The organism is Chryseobacterium sp. WX (assembly GCF_029542485.1).
Classification (GTDB): domain Bacteria; phylum Bacteroidota; class Bacteroidia; order Flavobacteriales; family Weeksellaceae; genus Chryseobacterium; species Chryseobacterium cucumeris.
This window is the reverse complement of the sequence record NZ_CP120710.1, coordinates 4,451,249-4,470,331: the sequence shown is the minus strand read 5'-3', so window position 1 is coordinate 4,470,331 and position 19,083 is coordinate 4,451,249. Positions and strand designations below refer to the sequence as shown.

36 protein-coding genes are annotated in these 19,083 nt (G+C 34.5%); 6 read left to right on the top strand and 30 right to left on the bottom strand.

Annotated features, from left to right (window positions below; genetic code table 11):
- Positions 1-69 precede the first annotated feature (69 nt).
- From PZ898_RS20515 to PZ898_RS20495, 5 genes are read left to right on the top strand one after another with little or no spacing between them, the layout of a single operon-like run.
- Positions 70-303 (top strand): hypothetical protein, encoded by a 234-nt coding sequence (locus PZ898_RS20515; protein WP_171006322.1) that lies wholly within the window; start codon positions 70-72, stop codon positions 301-303.
- Positions 288-488, top strand: coding sequence for a hypothetical protein (locus tag PZ898_RS20510; RefSeq protein ID WP_277694114.1), 201 nt, complete (start codon positions 288-290; stop codon positions 486-488). Before PZ898_RS20515 ends, PZ898_RS20510 begins: the two co-directional genes overlap by 16 nt.
- A gap of 2 nt (positions 489-490) precedes the next feature.
- A complete protein-coding gene (locus PZ898_RS20505; protein WP_277694113.1) occupies positions 491-757 on the top strand; it encodes a hypothetical protein in 267 nt (88 codons plus the stop codon).
- Positions 758-761: 4 nt separating this feature from the next.
- A complete protein-coding gene (locus tag PZ898_RS20500) occupies positions 762-1,133 on the top strand; it encodes a hypothetical protein (protein WP_277694112.1) in 372 nt (123 codons plus the stop codon).
- A gap of 9 nt (positions 1,134-1,142) precedes the next feature.
- Positions 1,143-2,390: an AbiH family protein gene (locus tag PZ898_RS20495; RefSeq protein WP_277694111.1), complete on the top strand. Its 1,248-nt coding sequence runs from the start codon at positions 1,143-1,145 to the stop codon at positions 2,388-2,390.
- A 10-nt stretch (positions 2,391-2,400) separates the two neighbouring features.
- Here PZ898_RS20495 and PZ898_RS20490 read toward each other — a convergent pair whose 3' ends face one another.
- From PZ898_RS20490 to PZ898_RS20435, 12 genes are all read right to left on the bottom strand, one after another.
- Positions 2,401-2,907 (bottom strand): hypothetical protein, encoded by a 507-nt coding sequence (locus PZ898_RS20490; RefSeq protein WP_277694110.1) that lies wholly within the window; start codon positions 2,905-2,907, stop codon positions 2,401-2,403.
- A gap of 44 nt (positions 2,908-2,951) precedes the next feature.
- The gene (locus PZ898_RS20485) at positions 2,952-3,236 is read right to left on the bottom strand and encodes a hypothetical protein (protein ID WP_277694109.1); all 285 of its coding nucleotides are present in this window, start codon (positions 3,234-3,236) and stop codon (positions 2,952-2,954) included.
- Positions 3,237-3,238: 2 nt separating this feature from the next.
- Positions 3,239-3,640: a hypothetical protein gene (locus PZ898_RS20480; RefSeq protein ID WP_277694108.1), complete on the bottom strand. Its 402-nt coding sequence runs from the start codon at positions 3,638-3,640 to the stop codon at positions 3,239-3,241.
- Between the two features lie 121 nt (positions 3,641-3,761).
- The gene (locus tag PZ898_RS20475) at positions 3,762-4,799 is read right to left on the bottom strand and encodes a hypothetical protein (RefSeq protein ID WP_277694107.1); all 1,038 of its coding nucleotides are present in this window, start codon (positions 4,797-4,799) and stop codon (positions 3,762-3,764) included.
- Positions 4,799-5,053 carry a hypothetical protein gene (locus PZ898_RS20470; protein ID WP_277694106.1) on the bottom strand — a complete coding sequence of 85 codons (255 nt, stop codon included), beginning with the start codon at positions 5,051-5,053 and terminating at the stop codon, positions 4,799-4,801. The genes PZ898_RS20475 and PZ898_RS20470 overlap by 1 nt, the downstream gene beginning before the upstream one ends.
- Positions 5,054-5,076: 23 nt before the next feature.
- Positions 5,077-6,411: a phage portal protein gene (locus PZ898_RS20465; protein WP_277694105.1), complete on the bottom strand. Its 1,335-nt coding sequence runs from the start codon at positions 6,409-6,411 to the stop codon at positions 5,077-5,079.
- Between the two features lie 15 nt (positions 6,412-6,426).
- Positions 6,427-7,635, bottom strand: a complete 1,209-nt coding sequence (locus tag PZ898_RS20460) for a terminase large subunit (protein ID WP_277694104.1) — start codon at positions 7,633-7,635, stop codon at positions 6,427-6,429.
- 38 nt (positions 7,636-7,673) lie between these two features.
- Complete coding sequence (locus PZ898_RS20455) at positions 7,674-8,114, bottom strand: terminase (RefSeq protein ID WP_277694103.1); 441 nt, start codon at positions 8,112-8,114, stop codon at positions 7,674-7,676.
- 60 nt (positions 8,115-8,174) lie between these two features.
- Entirely contained in the window at positions 8,175-8,420 is a 246-nt protein-coding gene (locus PZ898_RS20450; protein WP_277694102.1) for a hypothetical protein, read from the bottom strand.
- Positions 8,421-8,423: 3 nt separating this feature from the next.
- Positions 8,424-8,654 carry a hypothetical protein gene (locus tag PZ898_RS20445; protein ID WP_277694101.1) on the bottom strand — a complete coding sequence of 77 codons (231 nt, stop codon included), beginning with the start codon at positions 8,652-8,654 and terminating at the stop codon, positions 8,424-8,426.
- 526 nt (positions 8,655-9,180) lie between these two features.
- Positions 9,181-9,405: a hypothetical protein gene (locus PZ898_RS20440; protein WP_277694100.1), complete on the bottom strand. Its 225-nt coding sequence runs from the start codon at positions 9,403-9,405 to the stop codon at positions 9,181-9,183.
- 125 nt (positions 9,406-9,530) lie between these two features.
- Positions 9,531-10,100 carry a recombination protein NinG gene (locus tag PZ898_RS20435; RefSeq protein ID WP_277694099.1) on the bottom strand — a complete coding sequence of 190 codons (570 nt, stop codon included), beginning with the start codon at positions 10,098-10,100 and terminating at the stop codon, positions 9,531-9,533.
- 187 nt (positions 10,101-10,287) lie between these two features.
- On the opposite strand from PZ898_RS20435, the gene PZ898_RS20430 reads away from it, so the two are divergent.
- Positions 10,288-10,539 carry a hypothetical protein gene (locus PZ898_RS20430; RefSeq protein ID WP_277694098.1) on the top strand — a complete coding sequence of 84 codons (252 nt, stop codon included), beginning with the start codon at positions 10,288-10,290 and terminating at the stop codon, positions 10,537-10,539.
- Between the two features lie 24 nt (positions 10,540-10,563).
- Here the strand turns inward: PZ898_RS20430 and PZ898_RS20425 are convergent, their stop codons facing one another.
- From PZ898_RS20425 to PZ898_RS20340, 18 genes are all read right to left on the bottom strand, one after another.
- The gene (locus PZ898_RS20425) at positions 10,564-10,773 is read right to left on the bottom strand and encodes a hypothetical protein (RefSeq protein WP_277694097.1); all 210 of its coding nucleotides are present in this window, start codon (positions 10,771-10,773) and stop codon (positions 10,564-10,566) included.
- Positions 10,774-10,958: 185 nt separating this feature from the next.
- A complete protein-coding gene (locus tag PZ898_RS20420; protein WP_277694096.1) occupies positions 10,959-11,258 on the bottom strand; it encodes a hypothetical protein in 300 nt (99 codons plus the stop codon).
- 2 nt (positions 11,259-11,260) lie between these two features.
- Entirely contained in the window at positions 11,261-11,797 is a 537-nt protein-coding gene (locus PZ898_RS20415; RefSeq protein WP_277694095.1) for a hypothetical protein, read from the bottom strand.
- A gap of 6 nt (positions 11,798-11,803) precedes the next feature.
- Positions 11,804-12,055: a hypothetical protein gene (locus PZ898_RS20410; RefSeq protein ID WP_277694094.1), complete on the bottom strand. Its 252-nt coding sequence runs from the start codon at positions 12,053-12,055 to the stop codon at positions 11,804-11,806.
- A 4-nt stretch (positions 12,056-12,059) separates the two neighbouring features.
- Positions 12,060-12,431 carry a hypothetical protein gene (locus tag PZ898_RS20405; RefSeq protein ID WP_277694093.1) on the bottom strand — a complete coding sequence of 124 codons (372 nt, stop codon included), beginning with the start codon at positions 12,429-12,431 and terminating at the stop codon, positions 12,060-12,062.
- A 46-nt stretch (positions 12,432-12,477) separates the two neighbouring features.
- Positions 12,478-12,684: a hypothetical protein gene (locus PZ898_RS20400; RefSeq protein ID WP_277694092.1), complete on the bottom strand. Its 207-nt coding sequence runs from the start codon at positions 12,682-12,684 to the stop codon at positions 12,478-12,480.
- Between the two features lie 7 nt (positions 12,685-12,691).
- Positions 12,692-13,234, bottom strand: coding sequence for a hypothetical protein (locus PZ898_RS20395; protein ID WP_277694091.1), 543 nt, complete (start codon positions 13,232-13,234; stop codon positions 12,692-12,694).
- A 52-nt stretch (positions 13,235-13,286) separates the two neighbouring features.
- Positions 13,287-13,991 (bottom strand): hypothetical protein, encoded by a 705-nt coding sequence (locus PZ898_RS20390; protein WP_277694090.1) that lies wholly within the window; start codon positions 13,989-13,991, stop codon positions 13,287-13,289.
- Between the two features lie 10 nt (positions 13,992-14,001).
- Entirely contained in the window at positions 14,002-14,139 is a 138-nt protein-coding gene (locus PZ898_RS20385) for a hypothetical protein (protein ID WP_277694089.1), read from the bottom strand.
- 295 nt (positions 14,140-14,434) lie between these two features.
- Positions 14,435-14,776, bottom strand: coding sequence for a hypothetical protein (locus PZ898_RS20380; RefSeq protein WP_277694088.1), 342 nt, complete (start codon positions 14,774-14,776; stop codon positions 14,435-14,437).
- 112 nt (positions 14,777-14,888) lie between these two features.
- Complete coding sequence (locus tag PZ898_RS20375; RefSeq protein WP_277694087.1) at positions 14,889-15,272, bottom strand: YopX family protein; 384 nt, start codon at positions 15,270-15,272, stop codon at positions 14,889-14,891.
- Positions 15,269-15,637: a hypothetical protein gene (locus tag PZ898_RS20370; protein ID WP_277694086.1), complete on the bottom strand. Its 369-nt coding sequence runs from the start codon at positions 15,635-15,637 to the stop codon at positions 15,269-15,271. The genes PZ898_RS20375 and PZ898_RS20370 overlap by 4 nt, the downstream gene beginning before the upstream one ends.
- Complete coding sequence (locus PZ898_RS20365; protein ID WP_277694085.1) at positions 15,627-15,821, bottom strand: hypothetical protein; 195 nt, start codon at positions 15,819-15,821, stop codon at positions 15,627-15,629. The genes PZ898_RS20370 and PZ898_RS20365 overlap by 11 nt, the downstream gene beginning before the upstream one ends.
- Before the next feature lie 85 nt (positions 15,822-15,906).
- Entirely contained in the window at positions 15,907-16,152 is a 246-nt protein-coding gene (locus PZ898_RS20360) for a hypothetical protein (RefSeq protein WP_277694084.1), read from the bottom strand.
- 279 nt (positions 16,153-16,431) lie between these two features.
- On the bottom strand, positions 16,432-16,644 hold the full coding sequence (locus PZ898_RS20355; protein ID WP_277694083.1) for a hypothetical protein: 213 nt from the start codon (positions 16,642-16,644) through the stop codon (positions 16,432-16,434).
- Complete coding sequence (locus PZ898_RS20350; protein ID WP_277694082.1) at positions 16,625-18,085, bottom strand: replicative DNA helicase; 1,461 nt, start codon at positions 18,083-18,085, stop codon at positions 16,625-16,627. The genes PZ898_RS20355 and PZ898_RS20350 overlap by 20 nt, the downstream gene beginning before the upstream one ends.
- On the bottom strand, positions 18,073-18,711 hold the full coding sequence (locus PZ898_RS20345; RefSeq protein WP_277694081.1) for a hypothetical protein: 639 nt from the start codon (positions 18,709-18,711) through the stop codon (positions 18,073-18,075). Before PZ898_RS20345 ends, PZ898_RS20350 begins: the two co-directional genes overlap by 13 nt.
- Positions 18,711-19,058, bottom strand: a complete 348-nt coding sequence (locus tag PZ898_RS20340) for an HNH endonuclease (protein WP_277694080.1) — start codon at positions 19,056-19,058, stop codon at positions 18,711-18,713. The genes PZ898_RS20345 and PZ898_RS20340 overlap by 1 nt, the downstream gene beginning before the upstream one ends.
- Between the last annotated feature and the right edge of the window lie 25 nt (positions 19,059-19,083).

The window sequence follows — 19,083 nt, the reverse complement described above, 5'->3', positions numbered from 1 at the left end:
TAATTTTACTATTATAACCACGGTATTATTTTTATGAGGGGAGATTTGGGAAGTATGAGAACGTCGGATATGACACTTAACGAACTTTTGGTAGCATTTAACAGACTGTCAATGGTTCAAAAAATCACAATGGATTTATCGGAATTTTGCGAGGTAACAGGAAAGGGACAAAAGGAAGTCTATGCACTTCTTAGATGTCAATATTATCCTGATGAACTGATCATAGGAGGCTATGAAGGAAGGAGAAGGAAAAAGAAACTATTATTTGACACTCAAAAGGTTTTGGAATGGATGAGAAGGTAAACGAAAGCTTCGATGGATTAAACCAGGAACAGCGAGATAAAATAAATGCCATTGGGCAAAAAGCAATGGATGATTATAACAATGCTTTGGAGGCATTTAAGGCTGTCGGGTATCTGTGGATAACAATAAACAGGCATTTTTTGGACAAAAAGATAATACTATATTATGTTATAATTTTGAATTGATTATGGAAGAAATATTAAAAATATTAGATCTAAAACTAAGAGTAGCCTATGGCACTGGATATAGTGATTGTGAAAACATAGGCATGGGTATGGATGAAGACGAATACATGTCTGAAATTTCGTTCTCTGATATTCAAGAAGCTATAAAACTTTATGCATCCAATTGTGTAAAAGCATCTTTTGAAAAGATTACGGAAAATGTAGTTGGTGAAAATTGTTTTATTAATGTTTCTGAATTTTCGGATGATAATAATATAATAATACTTTAGACTTATGGAAGCAAATGAACTGGTGATCGGAAACTGGGTGTATGACTGTTTCAAAAATAGAGAAGTAAGAGTATGGGGCATAGAATCTAATCATAACCAAATTACCGTCAACTATGCAAATGGTTCAGGAATTTACACTGAGGATTTGAAATATATTGAGCCTATAGATCTGACAGAAGAGTGGTTAATAAATTTAGGATATGAGACTGATTGTGACATTTCCGAAAACCCTATGCATTTTAGAAAAGACGGTCATTTAATATGGAAACCCGCAAGTCTATTTTATGATGATTTGTACAGGATAGAATTAAAAGATGTACACCAACTCCAAAACCTTTTCTTCGCACTTAAAGGAAAAGAGTTAACTTTGAAATAAAACTAATTCATGAATAGACTCGTTATTATTGGCAATGGTTTTGACCTTGCTCATGGGCTTCCAACTTCATACAGATCATTTTTAGATTGGATATGGCAAAATTTTTCTGAAATAAACAATTCTGATCTATTTCAAAATTTATTTAATATAAATATCAGCCACTTTACACTACAAAATCATGCTAATTACTCTGCATTTTGTGACTCGACAAAGGCATCATTAAGAAGTTCTGATTATAACTTTTATGACTCTCATTATGGGAGTTCCAGTTTTAAAATATATTATAAACATCCATATTTTGATGATTATCCTTCAATGATTTTCGAATTCAAAAATAGTTTTTTCGAGCTTATAACCGTGCAAAATGCAGAAAACTGGGTTGATATAGAGAACACATATTATCAAGTTCTGTTGTCTTTAGTTAACAATGACAAAAAATACCCCCAAATAGAATCAATAGAAAAACTTAACTCTGAATTCTCTGAAATTAAAATTCTATTAGAGCATTATTTAAACAGTGAAATAAATGATAAATATGCATTCACAAATAAATATGAAGACTTATTAGATATTCTAGAATTACTACGCTATAAAGAATATTCACCAGAAGAATTGAAAAAATTACAGAATGAATTTCCAGCAAATTACAAAGCTCAAGTTAGAGAGTTCTTGAGAGACTTTAAATCAGAAAACATTTTAAAGAATTATATATTTTCTGAAAATTTGTTCTTAGATTTTAATTATACCAAAAATGTAGAAAATTATGTCAGAATAATCAATGAAAAAAAAGAAACATTATTGGGAGGAGCAAAACATATTCAAATTCACGGCAAACTCATGGATTTAGAAAATCCAATAAATTTCGGATTTGGAGATGAAATGGATGACCATTACAAGGTTTTAGAAAACACTGGAAATAATAAATTTCTAGAAAATATAAAATCGTTTATGTATTTCAATAATTCAAACTATCGACAACTCCTAAATTGGATTGAAGGTTTCGAGTATCAGATTTATATAATGGGGCATTCTTGTGGGTTATCAGACAGAACATTATTAAACACTTTGTTTGAACATCAAAATTGCAAATCAATTAAAATATTCTATCATCAAAAAAATGATGGGTCTGACAATTTTACAGAATTATCTCAGAATATATCACGGCATTTTAATAAGAAATCAGTAATGAGAGAGAAAATGGTTGATAAAAGCCTTTCAAAGCCATTACCTCAGAATGTTCGGTATAACAAAAAATAATAAAGCCCCATTAAGGGGCTGTTTTATTTACTTTAACTAAGGAATCAATTCTTTTGATAAGTATTTTATTATTAACTTCAAGCTCTTCTGTCCTTTTTGTTTTCTTCTGATTTAATAGTCCAAATGTTATGACAGAAATCACAGAAATAGATGTTAAAATGATAGGTATGATCTTGTACCAATCAATCTTTTCTTTTTTACTTTCTAAATACTTGTAGTAACCTCCCGCTTCCTTAACTTGGATTCCAAGTTCTTTCATAACCACATACATTGTATTATAATTTCTTTCTATGTATCCATAATCAACCATTATATCAAGCGCTTCACTAAAAATTGTATTTACCTTTGCCCTTTGTTCATGCTTAGGAAATTCATCTCTTACAATGTCAAATGGGTAAAAAGGCTTGTAAGAAGGGAATTTAACAATATTTTTATCGATCCAATCGTGAATGTATTTACTCTTATCTGATTCATCTTTAAAAAATTCTTTCTGTTCTTTTGTAAATTCAAATGTCATTTTAAAGAAATTTGTTTAATATTCACTTATTATTATTGATTAAATTAGAACTTAATTCCATTCAATTCTTTAAACATTTGACGTAGTGGTACAAGATCATTGTTAACTACCCTTTCATATGTATTTAAAAAACTTAATTGACCAGGATTTAGCTTAATATTTTTATTTGGAACTAATGTAATTTCATTTTCTGTATGAATTAGACTGTAACTACCATTTAAGGTAAACATTAATTTTTGCTCTTGCAGTTTAAATTCAATCCAAGTTGAAATTAATTCTTTAAAATCATCTGTTGTTAAATCTTCAAATATTTTTCCTTTAAATGTCATGATTATTGTTTTATATATTTTAAAAATTCTGATCTGAATCTTATTTCGGGAGTGTTTTCTACTATCTCTTTCCAGTACGCAATGTTTTTAGCTTCGTATTCCGGCTGTCCTGAATGTGCTAGTGGTTCCCGAAGGATAATAAGAGTGTTTGCTATATTGTCCGATAGCATTTTATGCTGCTGAACTTGCTCCAATAGCTTTACATGGAACTCACAGAGACTTTCGTATTGTCGTTTCGTGTATGAATAGGAATGAAAATGATAGCAGATAAACGGGAATTCCGGGTGAATTTCACCGGTAAGGTTGCAGTTTTCAACCATTAGTAAAAGCTTGTCCGGAAGTGGCATAAAATTACAGCCTTCCGTTAATTCATCATATAGTTTTTGTTCTTGGTGCGAGATCATCCAGTAAAATTACGGAAATCAAACTGCAAAAAAAAGTGATCACAACTTAATGCAACCACTTAATTCATTTTTTACTGTAGCAAATAGGAAACTACTCACAACGGTACTGCAAATTTAGTATTTATTTTAGGTATTTCCTATTATCCACCATAAAAGACGGCTGAGTTTTCCAACCTTCCATTTTTGCTTTATTTTCGCCCATATATTTCTTAAACTTCTCCGGAACATCAGAAATATAATTCTCAGATCTTTCCGGCGGTAAATTGAGTCCTTTGTTGATCTCATCAATGATTTCCTTGTCTGTTTTGCGGACAGTGAACCGTTGACACATGCAGCCGATATGCCAGCCTTTCCAAATAAAGTTTTTAGGATAGAACCCTTTAAGATCATCACAGATGTCAACGATTTTATGAGCGTTGCTAAGTTGTATTTGATAGCCCACAATATCATTGTTCTGCATTATGCGAAGCTGGTCCGATTCCCGGTAAGCCAGATTGTTTTCTTCCTTGGTCAATCGTACAGCATTTGCCATACTGCTTCGATATACACCTTGCCCCGGTTTATATGCTTTAGCATTTTTGCTCAAAGTCAAATTTCCGTGCTTATCTCTTACTCTTCGATAGAGCCGGTCCGGTTCTCGCAGATACTTTTTAATTTCCCTGGCTAACTGTTGGGCACTTTTACCTTCAGACAACCCCAAATCAAGCGCAAATTCCAGTTCTTTCTTCGTGTTCTGGGTAATTGACCATACTCTATCTGAAATTGTGAATTTGCCTACCTTTCGTTCTTGAAACGCCTTTAAAGCTTCTGCGTTCCGAGGCATTGGCGCTTCTTTGAGTTTATTAAGTATGTCAGCCGGAATTTTCCCGGAAATACTATTGAGTGTCGCAAGTTTCAAAGCGTCATTCTTCAAATCTCCGACATTCCATGAGTAAGCAGTGGACACAGTTATCAATTCTCGTAAATCCGAGTTAAACTGATTAAAAACCTGTTCGATATACTTGGTGATCTTCGGGTACTTCCGAAACTGAAAAAGCCCCTCCTTTAATGTTGTTGGAAGGGACGAAAAAACAATACTTTCAACAAGGTCATTGAAAAGTTTTTCAACGCGTCTTAAGTACTGCTCTACTCTTTTTCTATGTTGTCTGTCGAAGTCCATTATCTTTTTTTCGTTGTTTCGGAGCCTCCACCTAGTATAATAGCGCATCCAAGCATAAACCCGAAATTGTACCATCCACCATTATTATTAGCCTCGTATATTCCTACAGAGTCACTAAATAAGCTTACAATAAATGTTATAGGAGAAATAATACCATGCCATAGTCCATACCAAAATCCTTTTTCATTGGTAGATACACATTGCGTGAGATTATAGGTTTCTGCGGTACAGCTGACCAAACAAATTGTAATCATAAAAACCCAAACTAAAGTCTTTTTCATATCCCAAACGTATTAGAGTTCTCTGTTTCTGCTGCAGTATTATTCTCGTCTCTAATCCTTTGCATTTCTTCCACCGGATCATCAATGCCAAGATTTCGCATAGCTGTTTCTACCGACATTATAGCTTGACCGCCTGTTGCATCCATTAAGTAGGTAATCTTCTCTTTCATATCGTTGATCATGTACGGATTGTAAACAATATCAACTTCGAGTTCTTCCAGCTTTTTAGCATCTTTGGTGCTGAGTACATTTGCCAGGAATGCTTTGATTATATTGATACGTCTTGCCAGGTAATCATCCCAGATTTCACGCTTCATTTCCACTTTAAGGTGAATATCCATAAAGTAGTATTGCGCAGCAACTCCGGAGATTGCCCCCATTGACTTAAGCTTATCGAATGAAATATCAGGTGTTTGCGTTATTTTGAATATAATATTCCATAGGTTGTCGAATTCGAGTTTATAGGAGTCGGTATTATTGTTCCAGGTCATATAGTCAAGTTCGCCGTCTTTCTCCATTTCGAAAATTGCTCCCTTCTCACCTTTTTTAGCAAATCCATTTATCTCTCCTTTAGCCTTTATCTTCGGCGCCACATGATAGTCGTTAATTTCAGCATGTCCGGAAGCAAGTTCTTCGAGACGCTCGATCAGAGGCTGCACAATATCCCATTCGGTTTTCTTTTGCGAACCGTAAACTACCGGTATTTTTTCGATGATATTTCGCTCCCTGCTTTCTTCAATCCATTGAGACTCCTTTTTTAACACTATCTTTTCTTCAGCAGTATAAATCTCACGATATTCAACTTCCTTGTCGTTTTCGTCCTTTACGGTGATCTCACGAACAAAAGCCGTCATGTCTCCGTTTTCAAATACCGGATAGAAGACATCACCTTCAGTCGGTAATAGCTGTTTTACTCGTAATCGGTCTGCTTCCGGTGTCAAATACCAAATCTCTGCTCCTTTTGTAGCTCCGTAAATCTGCCTAGCAATATTCCGTGTTAACGAAACGCTTTTATTCTGATCTAAAACCGATTGAACCAACGGCCAGACTTCAGCATCAGTTGGAATGTAAGAAACCGGCTTACCGAATCCAAACGCAACGATTTTATCAACAATCATCTGCTGGATTGCAAATCCAATACGATTGATAGGCTGCGAGGCTGTTCCTTCTTCAGTCTCAACCAGCTTATCCGGGTATTTCGTTTTATTAGTGAAAATCTCATGGGTTTCCACATTGTACTGCAGAACTGCCTTTGATAAATAGTCCATATTCGGTCTCAATTTATCCAGCTTCTTTACTATTTCCTCTGCATCTAATCCTTTCAAATCCATATATAGTAGTTTTTATTATCCTAACATTCTGCCGAGCTTTTTAAGCCCTACTCCCTTTTTCTGTTTGTTGTATGGTATCACTTCAATTCCAATATACCTCATTGCATCAATTGAGTGGTTAAATTCGTCAATAGGAACATTAGTATAGTTTCCTTCTTTATTTTGCTCCCATGAATATGTTCTAAGCTCTTTAATTGTATTAACCGATCTTTCGGTAACATAGAAATGTTCTTGTTGTAAAACCTCTATTCCGAAGTTTATAGAACCATTAGGCTTGTCCGCTCCTTTAATATTATAACCATAAGCGTTTATTTCGTCAATTGACTTTGGCTCCGAACTATCCGCAACTGCCTTAGTTAATCTGTGAATTCCATTCGAACGAAGCCTTTTTGCAATCACCTCGTTTTTCATGCCCTTCTGGTAACACATTTCATCCCAGTAATACTGATTGTTGTATTTATAAAGAGCCATAATCGTTGTAGGATCATTTGTGTAGCCAAAGTCAATTCCTACTCCTAGCATTTCTGCCTTTTCAGGTATAGATTTAACAGTACTCCAATCTGTAAAAATTACACCTTCTAAAGTTCCTACTTCACCAAGCCCGTAAACCCTCCACCAATTTGCCCAATAAGAGCTCTTGATGTTATCTTCTTTAAAAAGATCTTTATCAGCAACATCACAATTATAGAACGCCTTACTCTTTTTAATCATTAAATCTTCCAGCGTTTCCTCTGGAAGACCTTCGTTGTCATGATATGTAACTAATAGAAATTCTGCATTAGACTGCGTCAAAACTTCAGTATGTACCCAAAATTCATTGTCTGGGTTATAGTCGATGTAAGTTTCCTTACTACGGATCATTAAAGCATCAGCAATATTGTACTTTATATGATTTGCTTCATTTAAGAAAACTATATCTCTTTTACCCGCTGCTTTTGCTTTACCATATGAATCATAAGATTTAAACTGAATACGAGAGCCTGTAGCTCCAAAAGTGTATGTAAGGTTTGATGCATTCCAGTTTTTATCAATCCATCTATTAGTGTCTTGCATGATGGTTTTGAAAATATCCATTGCGCCTTCTTTGACAGCTGGAAGAGTTTCAGCAACTACCGTTATCTTTTTTCTTTGTTCTTTACATGCCCTATCAATAAGAATCGGAATAATGGCATATGTTTTCCCGGAAGACGTTCCACCCTGAACAACTTTAATACGTTGCTTCATAGCACGTATTTTATTTATTGCAGTTGTTCTAGTAAACATTAATCAGGAAATAAAGGTTGTTCTACATTAATTGTTGCTTCTACTTCTTGTTTATCTCTCCATTTAGCTGGCTGGCGATTTTTTAACCAGAAAATTGCGCTGGTCGGGTCTGGCGGATAAACCTTTCTTACAGTTACTCTCTCAATATCACCTTCAATAACTTTAATTTCTTCGGAGTCATGCTCAAATCCTAAAGCCCTTTGATAAAGCCGATCAGCAACATTTGCATCAGCAATTTGTTTACCTTTTTTTATGGACTCCAAAAATTCCGGATATTCTATTTTCCAATTGTTGATAGTGGCCTCACAAACATTGAAGAATTCAGCAATTTCTTTATCAATGGCACCAAGCAGACAAAGCTTGTAAACCTGGTCTTCAAACTCCTTTTTATACTTAGTTGGCGCGCCAACTCCATTCTCTTCACTCTTCTTCTTTGCCATTTCTTTTCATTTATTCATTCACCGCACTCCCTGTCACTCCCTCTGCCATAGAAAATTAGTTTAAACTATTACTGGTTTTGAATTAACATTATACTCAGACACATAAACTTTCACTCTTTGCAGATATTCAATAAGCTCATCTATTTCCATTTCGTTGAAATCAAAATCAAACTGTGTCTTACCATGCAGTATGACAATACCTAATTCTTTCACTTCCCTATATGGATTTAGCTCATTTGTTGAAACAGTGTAAAATTCAATTTCAGAATCATCACTTCCTCTTTTCCTAAATATTGTATTCTCCATATCTTAGTGTTTTGATTTCTTCTTTCGGTTACGTGGCTTGGTGTAGTTCGTAGGTTTTCTTCTTTTAGGAAGATGAGCCCTTTGCACAGATCTTTTAAACTCTTCGAGCTTTCCTCCTAATTCTATGGAATTTATACCAAGACTTTTTAAGGCTTCAACGCTGTTATAAACTTGTTCGTAAGCCTGTCCTGTGCTTTCCGCAATTCTTTCAATCATTTTTTCTTTACCCTCCATACTCCCTAAATTAAAACCTCCTATCTGTATTTATTATTCCAACAATTACGCCCAAAACTAAGGCAACAAAAGCTAAAATACTCTTAAGCACTACATGCCATAAAGCACAGTTTAAACTTCCAGAAATAAAAGCTCCAACCAAGTAGAAAACTATTATTACACTTACGAATCCTATTAAAAATCTTATCATATTCTAATAATTAAAAACCCCGCTACCTATTACAGCAGCGGGACACCAAATCACAAAATATTAATATGAAAAAAATAGTTCCTACTGCATTAAATCAATATAAAAAGAACAGACGGGATTCCATACCCGCAACACTAATTCAAGAGCCTCACTGACTTAATTCAGAATGTCTGGCTAGTGTACTTACTCATATATGCGTTAAACTTCCGCCACTGTTCTTTGCTTGCCCGTCTTTCCGGGCTGTCATAACTTAATTTAAAACATATACTATGCTTGGCTGATGCTCCTGTAGTGTTATCACCCGCCACCGCATTACCTATATGCTAGCATCACGTTTTAATTATTTGAAAATGTTTCTAAGTCAATTTTGAATACCTTTGCCTCACCAAACATAACTGTGTCATATTGAAATATGTTAGCGAGTCCAAAATATTTGCAAACCCTTTTGATTTGCGTGTCATAATCTGATGCTTTCACTTTTTTATCATAAAAGCCTATTATCTTTAAGCCTTCATAATCAAAATTTTCTTTCAAATACTCTATTTCTTTTTCTGTAGCCATATTTTAATCCCGTAGAATTCGACACATTTAGAAAAAAAACACCAAGCACCCTCCTTCATCAACCAACTCACAACCCCGACCACACTCATCATCTGTGCTTGGTAGTTTAATAACAATTAATCATATCACACAACCGCTTTCTTCTTCATTTCCCTAATCTTTCCGCGGTAATACTCAATCTTTTCTTTTATCTCTGGAATTGACAATTTCAAAACTCCATTTCTAGCTCTGAATTCTAAAGCCTCAAATCTTTCAATACCTATTTTTTCAATAAGCCTCGGACGATACTCGTTTATGTTACCTGACTTTTTGAAATTGCAATTATTACTGCATTGCTTATGGACATTATCTTCGTCAAATCTCACATTAGGAAATCCCCCTATTGTCCAAAAATGCCCTGCGTCGTACTTAATATCCGTTCTCGTAGTTCCACAGCTTATACAAGGCTGATCTCTATCTCTTAATCGAATAAATGCATTGAAGTCTTTTTGCAGGTCCTGCAGCCAGTCGCTTTGAGTCTTTAACTTCTCCTTCCTGATCTTCTTCTCTTTTCTCCAAGCTTTGGCGTTTTTCTTGTCGACATCTGATTTAGCATAAGCTAGTGCGCAGGTCAAAGAACAAACTTTTTCAGTTGTCTTAAACGGCACAAAATCCTCCCCACATACTACGCACTCCTTAAGCTTTATCTCCTTCATTTACAACTGCTTTACAGTAAAGTTACGAATAGTAAAGTGATAAAACAATACTTCTAACAATTTTTTTTTATAATTCTAACAATTTTTATTTAGTAGTCTAACTTCTTTAAAAATTGCAGGATTCCGTGACCAAAGAAAGTTTTACGTTTATTTGCATAAATAAGTTTTAACCTCTAAAAAATTTTATATGACGGGAAAATGTAAAGAGCCTATTTTTGAGATAATAGAAGATAATGAATCAATTCTTGTAGCAAAAGCTACGGAAGAAGATGTTATAATTGGCGTGGCATACGATAAAAGAACATGTAAAGAAAATGGTATAGACTCCATGGACTTCACAGACATTTACTATCCGAAAGATGATCCATATTTTCTAATGAAATTAAGAAATAAGTTAAACAAATGGCTAAGAGAAAACCATTATGAAAAATTCCTATAAAATACCCCTGTTAATGCAGGGGCTTTATTTTGGTAATGTTACACGAGCGTTATTTAAGCTTTGAAAAATATGTATTTTCTTCTCTTTAGCCATTCGATATAAAAAATCGTTTCTTTCTTGGATGGGAAGGTTTAAAATGTGATCAAAACTCCCCATTGTCACACCGTTGGCTCCTCCGTCTTTTTTATATTGCTCAGTAACTATTTCAATTATTTGTCTTTCTATTTCTTCCATGGGAGTAAAGATACTAAAACAGATAGAAAAGTAAGTATATCACGCAGCCAATCCAAAACCAAGCAAGCGCGCCTATTATTCTCAATTCCGTGTCCTTATTCCTAAACAGCATACATTCGTTAATAAATTCTTTCATAGTTCTAATTTACTTTGGTTATTTGGTTTTGTATTGTGGGTTTCCGTAATTACTCATTTTTAAAAGTAGAATAATAATAATCTTTTCCATTTGGAATGTGATTTCCATGACGTTCCGGATCATGCATTACCCAATTCGAAATTCCTTTATTTACTGCTTCTATTATCTGCTTTTTCTCCTTCTCAAGGAAATCATTCCCTTTTTCAAGTAAATTTTCTAGATCTGTTACCGCTGTTCTAGCTGATTGAACATCCTCATAATGATAATTGCTTTCATTATTGATTATATTGTAATATTCAATCGTCTCAGCTTTCAATAATTCTAAAAATTCTTTTAAAACCGTTTTCATATTTACACTATTTCGAAGATTATACATTTTGATGGGTTGAAGGTCCGGGATTCGGATTCCTCAAATAATTTAAGTGACTCGTAATATTTATCCTCTCCATCCTCATACATCCTGCCACTATCTTCTTCCGGGTGACCTGAAGCATACCATCCATAATCTGACATTCTAGGCTCTTTCACCGGATTCTCTCCCCAATGGTAATTTTTAGATTGGATGGCGGAAATGAAGGATTTTATGGATGATTCTGAAATCGAATAACGTTTATTTTTATAATCCCAATAATATTCTCTATCATAATATTTAGATTGTTTATATTCTACAAACCCCTTCGCAATATCCTCAGTAAAATCCGGACCTTTGCAGATGAATTCACAATCGTATGGAAGTGGATAACACACTGGATAATCTTCTTCTGAACTCATTTTTTCTGTGAAGAAATATAGGTTTCTATTCTTCAATAAACCTCCATATTCACAATCACTATTCGGCAACTCCACAATAAGGAGTCTTTTATTTGTTGTTATCTCTAACTGTTTCATGATTGTTTAATTTTCTGAATGGGTTATTTTTATAGCGGTGAACTCTATCCATTCTCCGTAATACTTAGCACCAAATATGCAAGTATATCCATACTTATTACATGTATTCTGTAGAAGTTCTTTATTTTCAATTCTAACAGGAAAACCATAATTTGTAACAACATCCTCTCCTTTTTCCATTCTTCCATACAACCTACCATACTCAACACCAGTTGTAAAGCTTTGTGACTGATCTGGAAATTTTATAAATAATTCCATGTTATTATTTAATTTTAAGTTCTTCCCCGGTAAGGGCGAAAAATAGGTTCTGCAATTCGTGAATTTTCCAATAACCAGATAATTCAACACTACCATTTCCAAATTTTGATTTCTCAACATAATTTAGATTCCATGCATCATAAAAATATAGCTCAAAGATGAATCTATCATTGTCTATTTTGTAAGCTACATTATTAGAATCAAACCCAAACTTCAAAAGCCAGTGTTCGCTTAGTTCAATGGGTTTTAACATAGAACTTAAATATATTTCGTCTCCTTTTGTCGTCCCTTTAGGATGTATATTTTCTAACTGAATTATTTTATAATTCTCGACTTCAACAAAATTTCCTATTCTCAGTTCGTGCGGTTCTATCATGATTTATTTTTCTTGTTTTAAAGTGCCACCCTAAGATGGCACGGGGTTACATTTCGTCTATATCAACTTCTCCTGTTTCGACATCCCAGCACCAATATTTTACTCCTTCATTAGTCCATCCATAATTTTTTCCATTTGTCAAAAGCCATTCTTCGGCTTCATCGAATGAATCAAATTCAAGTATTAGAACTTGTCCTTGGCTATCCGTTAGGAAATTTTTCCAACCAAAATCTATAAATGAAAATTTGTACATTGATTTATTATTTATTGGTTAAAGTTGCTTTGTTTATGTATTCGGATTCCGGAAGATTGAATACATTGAAATGTAAATGCAATAACATTTCCTGCCAAGTATGTTGAGGGTTCGCAGGCCTGTATCCCTCATGTATATCTAATAATTTTGAGGACCAGAATATATTTCCATCATAGAAAATAGAATCAATTACTCTGTCTCCATCGTGCGCATTAACATACACTTCTCCATCATCCTCATATACTTCAAAAGTACACTTAGACAAATCGAATAAGCTTGTCTTTTTAATGAAGTAAACCATTGGAATAATCCTTTCCCCCTCATGCTCTATCTCCTTGGTTAAATAGGATAGATCGTAGAGAATTGCTTTCCAGTCAAAACTATCTTTTCGATGTGGAAACAAGCAACCTAAATCTAAAGGCTCTAAAGGCTTAACCCAGCTTCTCAATAAAGTTTCTCCACTATGTTTAGCTTTTTCATACTTATGCTGAAGTTGCAACCCATACGGCAGATAAGCACTGTATATTTTTAAAAGTTCGTCTTTATTCATTGTTTTGTTTTTTTTAGTTAATCCCTTTATTCATCGGATGGGTACCGTTGTTTTAATTAGTTTTTATAAGTGAGTGAAGGAATTTTATTAGTTCAGGAGACCACTGATCTGCCATAGTCTCTGCGATCCCTGTAAATGTCCGGCTCCGTTCTTTCCATCTATATTCCCTTGGGGGAAGTTTCCAAATTCTTTGCTCACGTCCATCTACTATATTGGAAGGTTCTAGTTCCGGCAATCCAATAAGCCATAAACAAGTTGCTTTAGTTTCACCATGTCCATGCTGCCATGGCTGAATAACTTGCGTGTATTTTCCAATTCCATCAACCCATTCTCCATTTAAAACAGAATGAAACCCATCTCTAGCATATTTGTGAGGAATAGGATTTTCCAGATAACCGATTTTTATTTTCGACTTCAGAAGATTGAAAAATTTAACCGCCACTTCTAGCTTCACCCATCTATCATGGTTTTTGCTTCCGTCTTTATTCCACAGCCACCGAACGCCAGAATTTGTCATATAAGTACATTCTGGATGTGACCCTATAAAACCAGTGTGATGATCAATAATATTTAAAATATCACCTTGATAATGGTTCCCCGGTTGTTCAGTTGGAAGGAAATCGCATGACATGAAATTAAACCCTTTTTTATTGAATGCTTCTCTTACTATTCCAGAGTATTCACAGGCTATAATTCCGTCAAAACCTGATTTTACTTGCTCCCGTATCTCCCGGTTGAGTTCTTCTAGTTCTTTCATAGTGTATTTTTTATAATGTTAATTCTCCATCATTCCAACGTCTGCCATGAATATCTATCCATACACCTTTTCCATTCCAACCTTCTTCATATTTCACAATCAATACCGGTTTTCCAGTTGACACAACATTCATTATTACTGCTTTCATTGTATTTTGTTTTCGGGATTAATGATTGAGGATTTATCAACTACAAAACACTCAATATCCGATCTGCCTTCATTTAGATCTATCATTTTAATGTTTTCAGAAATCCTCTTCTGCTGTTCCTCCTGGACTAGATTGCATATATTGTAAAAGTGGTTTAGAAATGAATAATCGGGATCTGCAGAACTACTGTTTACAATATGATGAGCAAAACACACTAACAGATCTTGCCAGTTATCATATCCTTTACTAACTGCATACGCATCAAATATGCGTTGCTTCTCTTTGTGACTCATGGCTATTTAATAAGGTTTTGTTTATTATATGATTTAAGGAAAATTATAAAGTCCTGATAAAATGCGCATGTATTAAAATCTATTTCAATTAGCATATCGCCAAAGTTTTCTTTAATTTCATTATGTACTTTATTCCACAATTCATGATCATCATTACCATTCTTTCTTAGCCCTAAATCAGATTTGCATCTTATAGCATTTTTGCCAGGTATTTCGGTTATAGTATAATGGTCTGGGAGAATACTTTCTAAGCTTCTTAAATCTTCATAGTAAGCTAAATAGTAAAGAGCATTTATTTGATCTTTAATTATTTCTTTTGGTGTTCTTTTAATTGTGTTTTCCATTGTTATATTTTTTAAATTTGACATAAGACGGGTGCGTTCGCTGTTTTTTACGAACTGTTTTTGCACTGAAAATTGTCTTTGATTTCCCGGAAAGAATACGGCCGGGTTCCGTTTATTTTAGAAGCTCCGGATTGGAGTGAATGTTGCCGATGATTATCATGTTTTTAGCTCTATTCCATGAAGGATACTGAATATTAGGGCTCACTCTTTTGCTGTCTAATCCAAACGAACAAAAATCTTTATACCAAACAACTTCATATCTTGACCAAATGGTTTCATCACCTTCCTGTAAAATATCCCCCTCATAAATCTCTACTCCGTTTTTGTCCTTTAGTCCGGTGTACTGGCCAACAGTATCCTTTTCAACTTCATAAAAAACACATCCCCCTTGCTGAATTGTTGTTCCTGAATTATGATGTATGTAATTTTGAAGAAGATCCCCAATTACCCACTCATGATTATCCTTTCTTTGCCCTCGGAATTTTATTTCTCTCATGATTCTTTTTTTAGTTTGGTTAGTAATTCTAAACATTCCTTGTAAGCCATCAACCTACCTTCCCATGAATGAGCATTATTCAACATATTCTTTTCTATGCAAATGTTAATGTTTTCTTTAGATTGTTTTATGTTTTTCTCCAGCATCTCCTTCATCTCATCCTCATAGTCTGGCTTTTCTTCGAGCCAGTATTCAGGAACTGAACAACCTGAATCATAAACCCACCAATAACCTTTTTCAGTAAAAAATCCAGAGCCAGCAGAAATTGTTTCTTCTTCATTGGTCCAAAGAACAATAACATCTGTTCTAACTTTTCTGGGCAAACGCTCCGATACGGATACTTTAATGTATTTGCTATTTTTCATTATCTAATTCTTTATAAAAAACACCCTCCCAATCACAATCATGCGATTGACAACTTACTTCTTGTCCTTCATCTGGAATCGAACACCAAATGTCTTTACCACATTTTGGGCAGCTGATTACTCCTTGATTTTCTGAATATCCACTATATTCACTGAGTGCTATTTTTTCTTTTTCTGTATTCATAATATTTTTGATTTTAATTTTTATAAATTTTTAAAACCGGGCGGGAAATGATCAAAACGCCACCCGGAAAAACTAACCATGTGCTTTAAAATGGAATTTTCATCCATCTTGAAATTGTTTTGGTAATCAACCAATCATTCTTATTTATTTCATCAACCTGATACCAGTCAAAGAACTTTGATCCATCTTGGAACCCCTCATAACATTGACCTATGAATTGTTCACCATCTATAGTCTCAGCTAAAACTAATTCGCTTTGTTTCCCATCCCAGTTACCTGTTTCAAAACAGATCGGTAATTCTTTATCAGTATTAATCCAAGTATTTTCCATGTTGTAAATTTTAATTGTTATCGTTTTTGCTTTTTCAAATATAAGCACTTATATTGGAAATACAAAACATTTTTCCATTTTATGTGCTTATTTTGTATATTTGTCAAATGAATGAGAGAATTAGTAAGCTTTTTTCGTGCTGTTTAAACAATCGTGTTGTTATTATCGACACGAATTTTAAGGCATTTCACGCTATTTTAAAGAAGATTGAACCTGATTGTAATTCTGATCGTTGGTATTCAGATCGATTCAAAGAGGAGAAAGAATTTTCACAAACCATTAACGGTAAAGTTTACCATTTTCAGAAGTTGATTTAAATTCGCTTCGCTTTAACTCCTTATACATTTCACCCACAGTCTTAACAGGCTTCTTTGGCTTTTGAGATTCAACAAAGTCCTTAATCCATTCTGTTTTTGACTTTGCTAAATTTTCTATTCGCTGTTGGTAGTTCTTTTTGAACTCGTCCAACTCGCTAGAATGGATATTCTTCATCTTGGATTATTTTTTTATCGTTAACCGGAGCACCAAAAGCATCTGAAAGATTTCCTAATGGAACCGGATTCTTATATTCAAACTCTTCTTCGATAGGGTAAAATCTTTGATAGTCCCCTCTAAATTTCATTCTTTCTGTAAAAACCGATCCGCCTCTGAATTTCTCCACCATCAATTCAACCTGTCCTTTAGTATCAGTTTCAGATCCTTCCGGATCATTATCCCATTTTTCAATTTTGTAATATTCAGGACGGAAAAGAAATCCAACAACATCCGCGTCCTGTTCAATAGCTCCTGACTCTCTAAGATCTGCTAATTGTGGTCTTTTGCCTGGTCTTTGTTCTACAGATCTGGATAACTGGGAAAGTGCGATAATTGGCAAATCTAATTCCTGAGCAAGCTGTTTCATTTTTCTGGAAATTGTAGAGATAATTTGCTCTCTATTCTTTCCTTTTTCTAATCCGGCTACCTCAGTCAACTGAATATAGTCCCAAATGACCATTTTAAGCCCCTTTTCCTTCTTTAAAAGTCTCAGCTTAGCAATTGTCCTATTGAGTTCAAAATTGACGGTTTTTCCCTCTATTATGTAAAGCGGTAAATTTTCAAATGTTGAGCACTGATAAATTCGTTGCCAGTCTTGGTCTGAAAGTTGACGATCCCGGAACTTAGTTCCATTGATTTCAAGTTCATTTGCCATCTGCCTTTCTTGGAGTTCTACGGCCGACATTTCAAAGCTTACAAAAGCTACCGGATTTCCCTGTTTAGCTATCCCTAATGCTTCATCAAGTACAAATGCCGTTTTTCCCATTGCCGGCCTTGCACCAATAACAACTAAAGATCCATTTCTCCATCCATTCATCCTGAATTGAATATCTCTGTTTTTACACGGAACCCCAGGAATAACATTCTGCTTTTGCTGTTCTATTACCTGCTGGAACAGATGTTGAGCGGTTGGCGTTTCTTGCTGTGCTGCAATTTCTTCTTCAATTTCAAAAACTTTTGTTTGTAGCTTAGTGAAAATATCAAGTGTCGACTCGGTATTGTTGTAAGATTCATCAATCAGATTACCACAGATATTAATCAGTTTTCTACGGAGATAAGATTGCCACACCGCCATAACGTGATAATCAAGATGCGCAGATGAACTTATTCCCATTGTAAGATTGATGACGTAATGATCACCTCCGGCAACTGTTAATTTATCCGTTCTCTTCAACTCCTGGATAACAGTCATCATGTCAATTGGAATATCAGACTCTTTTAATTTCTGAACAGCAGAGTAAATTTCAACATGTCTTGGGTCGTAAAAAACGTCTGAATTTCGCCCCAGCCTTTTGATGCACACATCAATTGCTTTTTTGTCTATTAGCAATGTACCTATGATCAATCTTTCAAAGTCAATTTCACTTGGTGGAAGTCTACCTGTATTTATTTGCTCCATTTTCCTTCGTTGTTTTTCCAGGTTATTAATCTCAACTTGGTTTCCCAAGTATCTTGTTTTTGGAATTTCATTTTACCTTTTGTGTCTTTTTCTGACCAATAGTTGAAGAACTTTGTCACTACTTCTTTTCCAAATTCTTCTACGTAGTTCTTTAATTCAGAATGAAATTCCTCCTTTGTTAATTTTTTAAAATTTGGGGGTTGGGTGTTTTCTTCTCCTTCCTCTTCTCCTTCTTCTTCGTTTCTACTTCTATTCGTTTCAGGCGGACATTCGCCGCAACTCGCCGCGCTTTGCTGCATGTTGTCATTTTCTGAAGGTTTTGGAAATGTATTTCTCATGTTTCTAAGTCTCTGTCCAAATTTTAAAATCGTTAAATACTTCTTATTATCCGCCATGTAGAACGCAATCAAACCGGATTCTTTAAGTTCATTCATCCATCGGGTTATGTCGGATTCTCTATAATCTTTTAGGGGGAAACAAAGTGATTTAACAAGCTTAACGTTGGCGTGGAAATTTCCAAAATCATCAGCCTTCATCATTAACCTAACAAACAAGCATTCAGCGCTGGATGAAATAGTGTTTATTTTTTCACTATCTGTCCAATCTCTGATAACTCGCTGTGGCATTATTTATTTTTTTTTCGTGAGTTACAGTTAATGCATAATACACGGATATTGTCAAAGCAATGAAGGCCGCCTTTGTCTACAGGAATAATGTGATCTATACTTAGTCTATTTTTTACTCCACAGATAACACATCCGTCTGATTTTCTAATAAATTCTAATTCTTGCTTTTTAGTAATATGAAATCCTTTCAGCTTTGAAAGCTTTAACTTAAGCCTCCTCTTTTCACAGCTTAACGACCATTTAACAGCCTGCATCGGATCTCCTGCTTTAACTCTTGGAAATTGCTTTAATATTTTCTCTATTTCAGCAATCCTATTTTCTGTTTTTTTAATTTCTTTTTTAGGCATATCTTCATTTTAATTCTTTGTAATT

Coding starts and splice junctions, on each gene's coding strand:
- PZ898_RS20445 (WP_277694101.1), bottom strand. CDS start 8,654: ATGGAGGGTAAAGAAAAAATGATTGAAAGAATTGCGGAAAGCACAGGA.
- PZ898_RS20340 (WP_277694080.1), bottom strand. CDS start 19,058: ATGCCTAAAAAAGAAATTAAAAAAACAGAAAATAGGATTGCTGAAATA.
- PZ898_RS20475 (WP_277694107.1), bottom strand. CDS start 4,799: ATGGACTTCGACAGACAACATAGAAAAAGAGTAGAGCAGTACTTAAGA.
- PZ898_RS20420 (WP_277694096.1), bottom strand. CDS start 11,258: ATGAAAACGGTTTTAAAAGAATTTTTAGAATTATTGAAAGCTGAGACG.
- PZ898_RS20495 (WP_277694111.1), top strand. CDS start 1,143: ATGAATAGACTCGTTATTATTGGCAATGGTTTTGACCTTGCTCATGGG.
- PZ898_RS20485 (WP_277694109.1), bottom strand. CDS start 3,236: ATGACATTTAAAGGAAAAATATTTGAAGATTTAACAACAGATGATTTT.
- PZ898_RS20440 (WP_277694100.1), bottom strand. CDS start 9,405: ATGGCTACAGAAAAAGAAATAGAGTATTTGAAAGAAAATTTTGATTAT.
- PZ898_RS20350 (WP_277694082.1), bottom strand. CDS start 18,085: ATGGAGCAAATAAATACAGGTAGACTTCCACCAAGTGAAATTGACTTT.
- PZ898_RS20345 (WP_277694081.1), bottom strand. CDS start 18,711: ATGCCACAGCGAGTTATCAGAGATTGGACAGATAGTGAAAAAATAAAC.
- PZ898_RS20360 (WP_277694084.1), bottom strand. CDS start 16,152: ATGGAAAATACTTGGATTAATACTGATAAAGAATTACCGATCTGTTTT.
- PZ898_RS20365 (WP_277694085.1), bottom strand. CDS start 15,821: ATGAATACAGAAAAAGAAAAAATAGCACTCAGTGAATATAGTGGATAT.
- PZ898_RS20490 (WP_277694110.1), bottom strand. CDS start 2,907: ATGACATTTGAATTTACAAAAGAACAGAAAGAATTTTTTAAAGATGAA.
- PZ898_RS20390 (WP_277694090.1), bottom strand. CDS start 13,991: ATGAAAGAACTAGAAGAACTCAACCGGGAGATACGGGAGCAAGTAAAA.
- PZ898_RS20510 (WP_277694114.1), top strand. CDS start 288: ATGGATGAGAAGGTAAACGAAAGCTTCGATGGATTAAACCAGGAACAG.
- PZ898_RS20405 (WP_277694093.1), bottom strand. CDS start 12,431: ATGATAGAACCGCACGAACTGAGAATAGGAAATTTTGTTGAAGTCGAG.
- PZ898_RS20380 (WP_277694088.1), bottom strand. CDS start 14,776: ATGGAAAACACAATTAAAAGAACACCAAAAGAAATAATTAAAGATCAA.
- PZ898_RS20400 (WP_277694092.1), bottom strand. CDS start 12,684: ATGTACAAATTTTCATTTATAGATTTTGGTTGGAAAAATTTCCTAACG.
- PZ898_RS20505 (WP_277694113.1), top strand. CDS start 491: ATGGAAGAAATATTAAAAATATTAGATCTAAAACTAAGAGTAGCCTAT.
- PZ898_RS20480 (WP_277694108.1), bottom strand. CDS start 3,640: ATGATCTCGCACCAAGAACAAAAACTATATGATGAATTAACGGAAGGC.
- PZ898_RS20395 (WP_277694091.1), bottom strand. CDS start 13,234: ATGAATAAAGACGAACTTTTAAAAATATACAGTGCTTATCTGCCGTAT.
- PZ898_RS20410 (WP_277694094.1), bottom strand. CDS start 12,055: ATGGAATTATTTATAAAATTTCCAGATCAGTCACAAAGCTTTACAACT.
- PZ898_RS20460 (WP_277694104.1), bottom strand. CDS start 7,635: ATGAAGCAACGTATTAAAGTTGTTCAGGGTGGAACGTCTTCCGGGAAA.
- PZ898_RS20385 (WP_277694089.1), bottom strand. CDS start 14,139: ATGAAAGCAGTAATAATGAATGTTGTGTCAACTGGAAAACCGGTATTG.
- PZ898_RS20435 (WP_277694099.1), bottom strand. CDS start 10,100: ATGAAGGAGATAAAGCTTAAGGAGTGCGTAGTATGTGGGGAGGATTTT.
- PZ898_RS20355 (WP_277694083.1), bottom strand. CDS start 16,644: ATGAAGAATATCCATTCTAGCGAGTTGGACGAGTTCAAAAAGAACTAC.
- PZ898_RS20500 (WP_277694112.1), top strand. CDS start 762: ATGGAAGCAAATGAACTGGTGATCGGAAACTGGGTGTATGACTGTTTC.
- PZ898_RS20450 (WP_277694102.1), bottom strand. CDS start 8,420: ATGGAGAATACAATATTTAGGAAAAGAGGAAGTGATGATTCTGAAATT.
- PZ898_RS20455 (WP_277694103.1), bottom strand. CDS start 8,114: ATGGCAAAGAAGAAGAGTGAAGAGAATGGAGTTGGCGCGCCAACTAAG.
- PZ898_RS20375 (WP_277694087.1), bottom strand. CDS start 15,272: ATGAGAGAAATAAAATTCCGAGGGCAAAGAAAGGATAATCATGAGTGG.
- PZ898_RS20425 (WP_277694097.1), bottom strand. CDS start 10,773: ATGGAAGAAATAGAAAGACAAATAATTGAAATAGTTACTGAGCAATAT.
- PZ898_RS20370 (WP_277694086.1), bottom strand. CDS start 15,637: ATGAAAAATAGCAAATACATTAAAGTATCCGTATCGGAGCGTTTGCCC.
- PZ898_RS20465 (WP_277694105.1), bottom strand. CDS start 6,411: ATGGATTTGAAAGGATTAGATGCAGAGGAAATAGTAAAGAAGCTGGAT.
- PZ898_RS20515 (WP_171006322.1), top strand. CDS start 70: ATGACACTTAACGAACTTTTGGTAGCATTTAACAGACTGTCAATGGTT.
- PZ898_RS20470 (WP_277694106.1), bottom strand. CDS start 5,053: ATGATTACAATTTGTTTGGTCAGCTGTACCGCAGAAACCTATAATCTC.
- PZ898_RS20415 (WP_277694095.1), bottom strand. CDS start 11,797: ATGAAACAGTTAGAGATAACAACAAATAAAAGACTCCTTATTGTGGAG.
- PZ898_RS20430 (WP_277694098.1), top strand. CDS start 10,288: ATGACGGGAAAATGTAAAGAGCCTATTTTTGAGATAATAGAAGATAAT.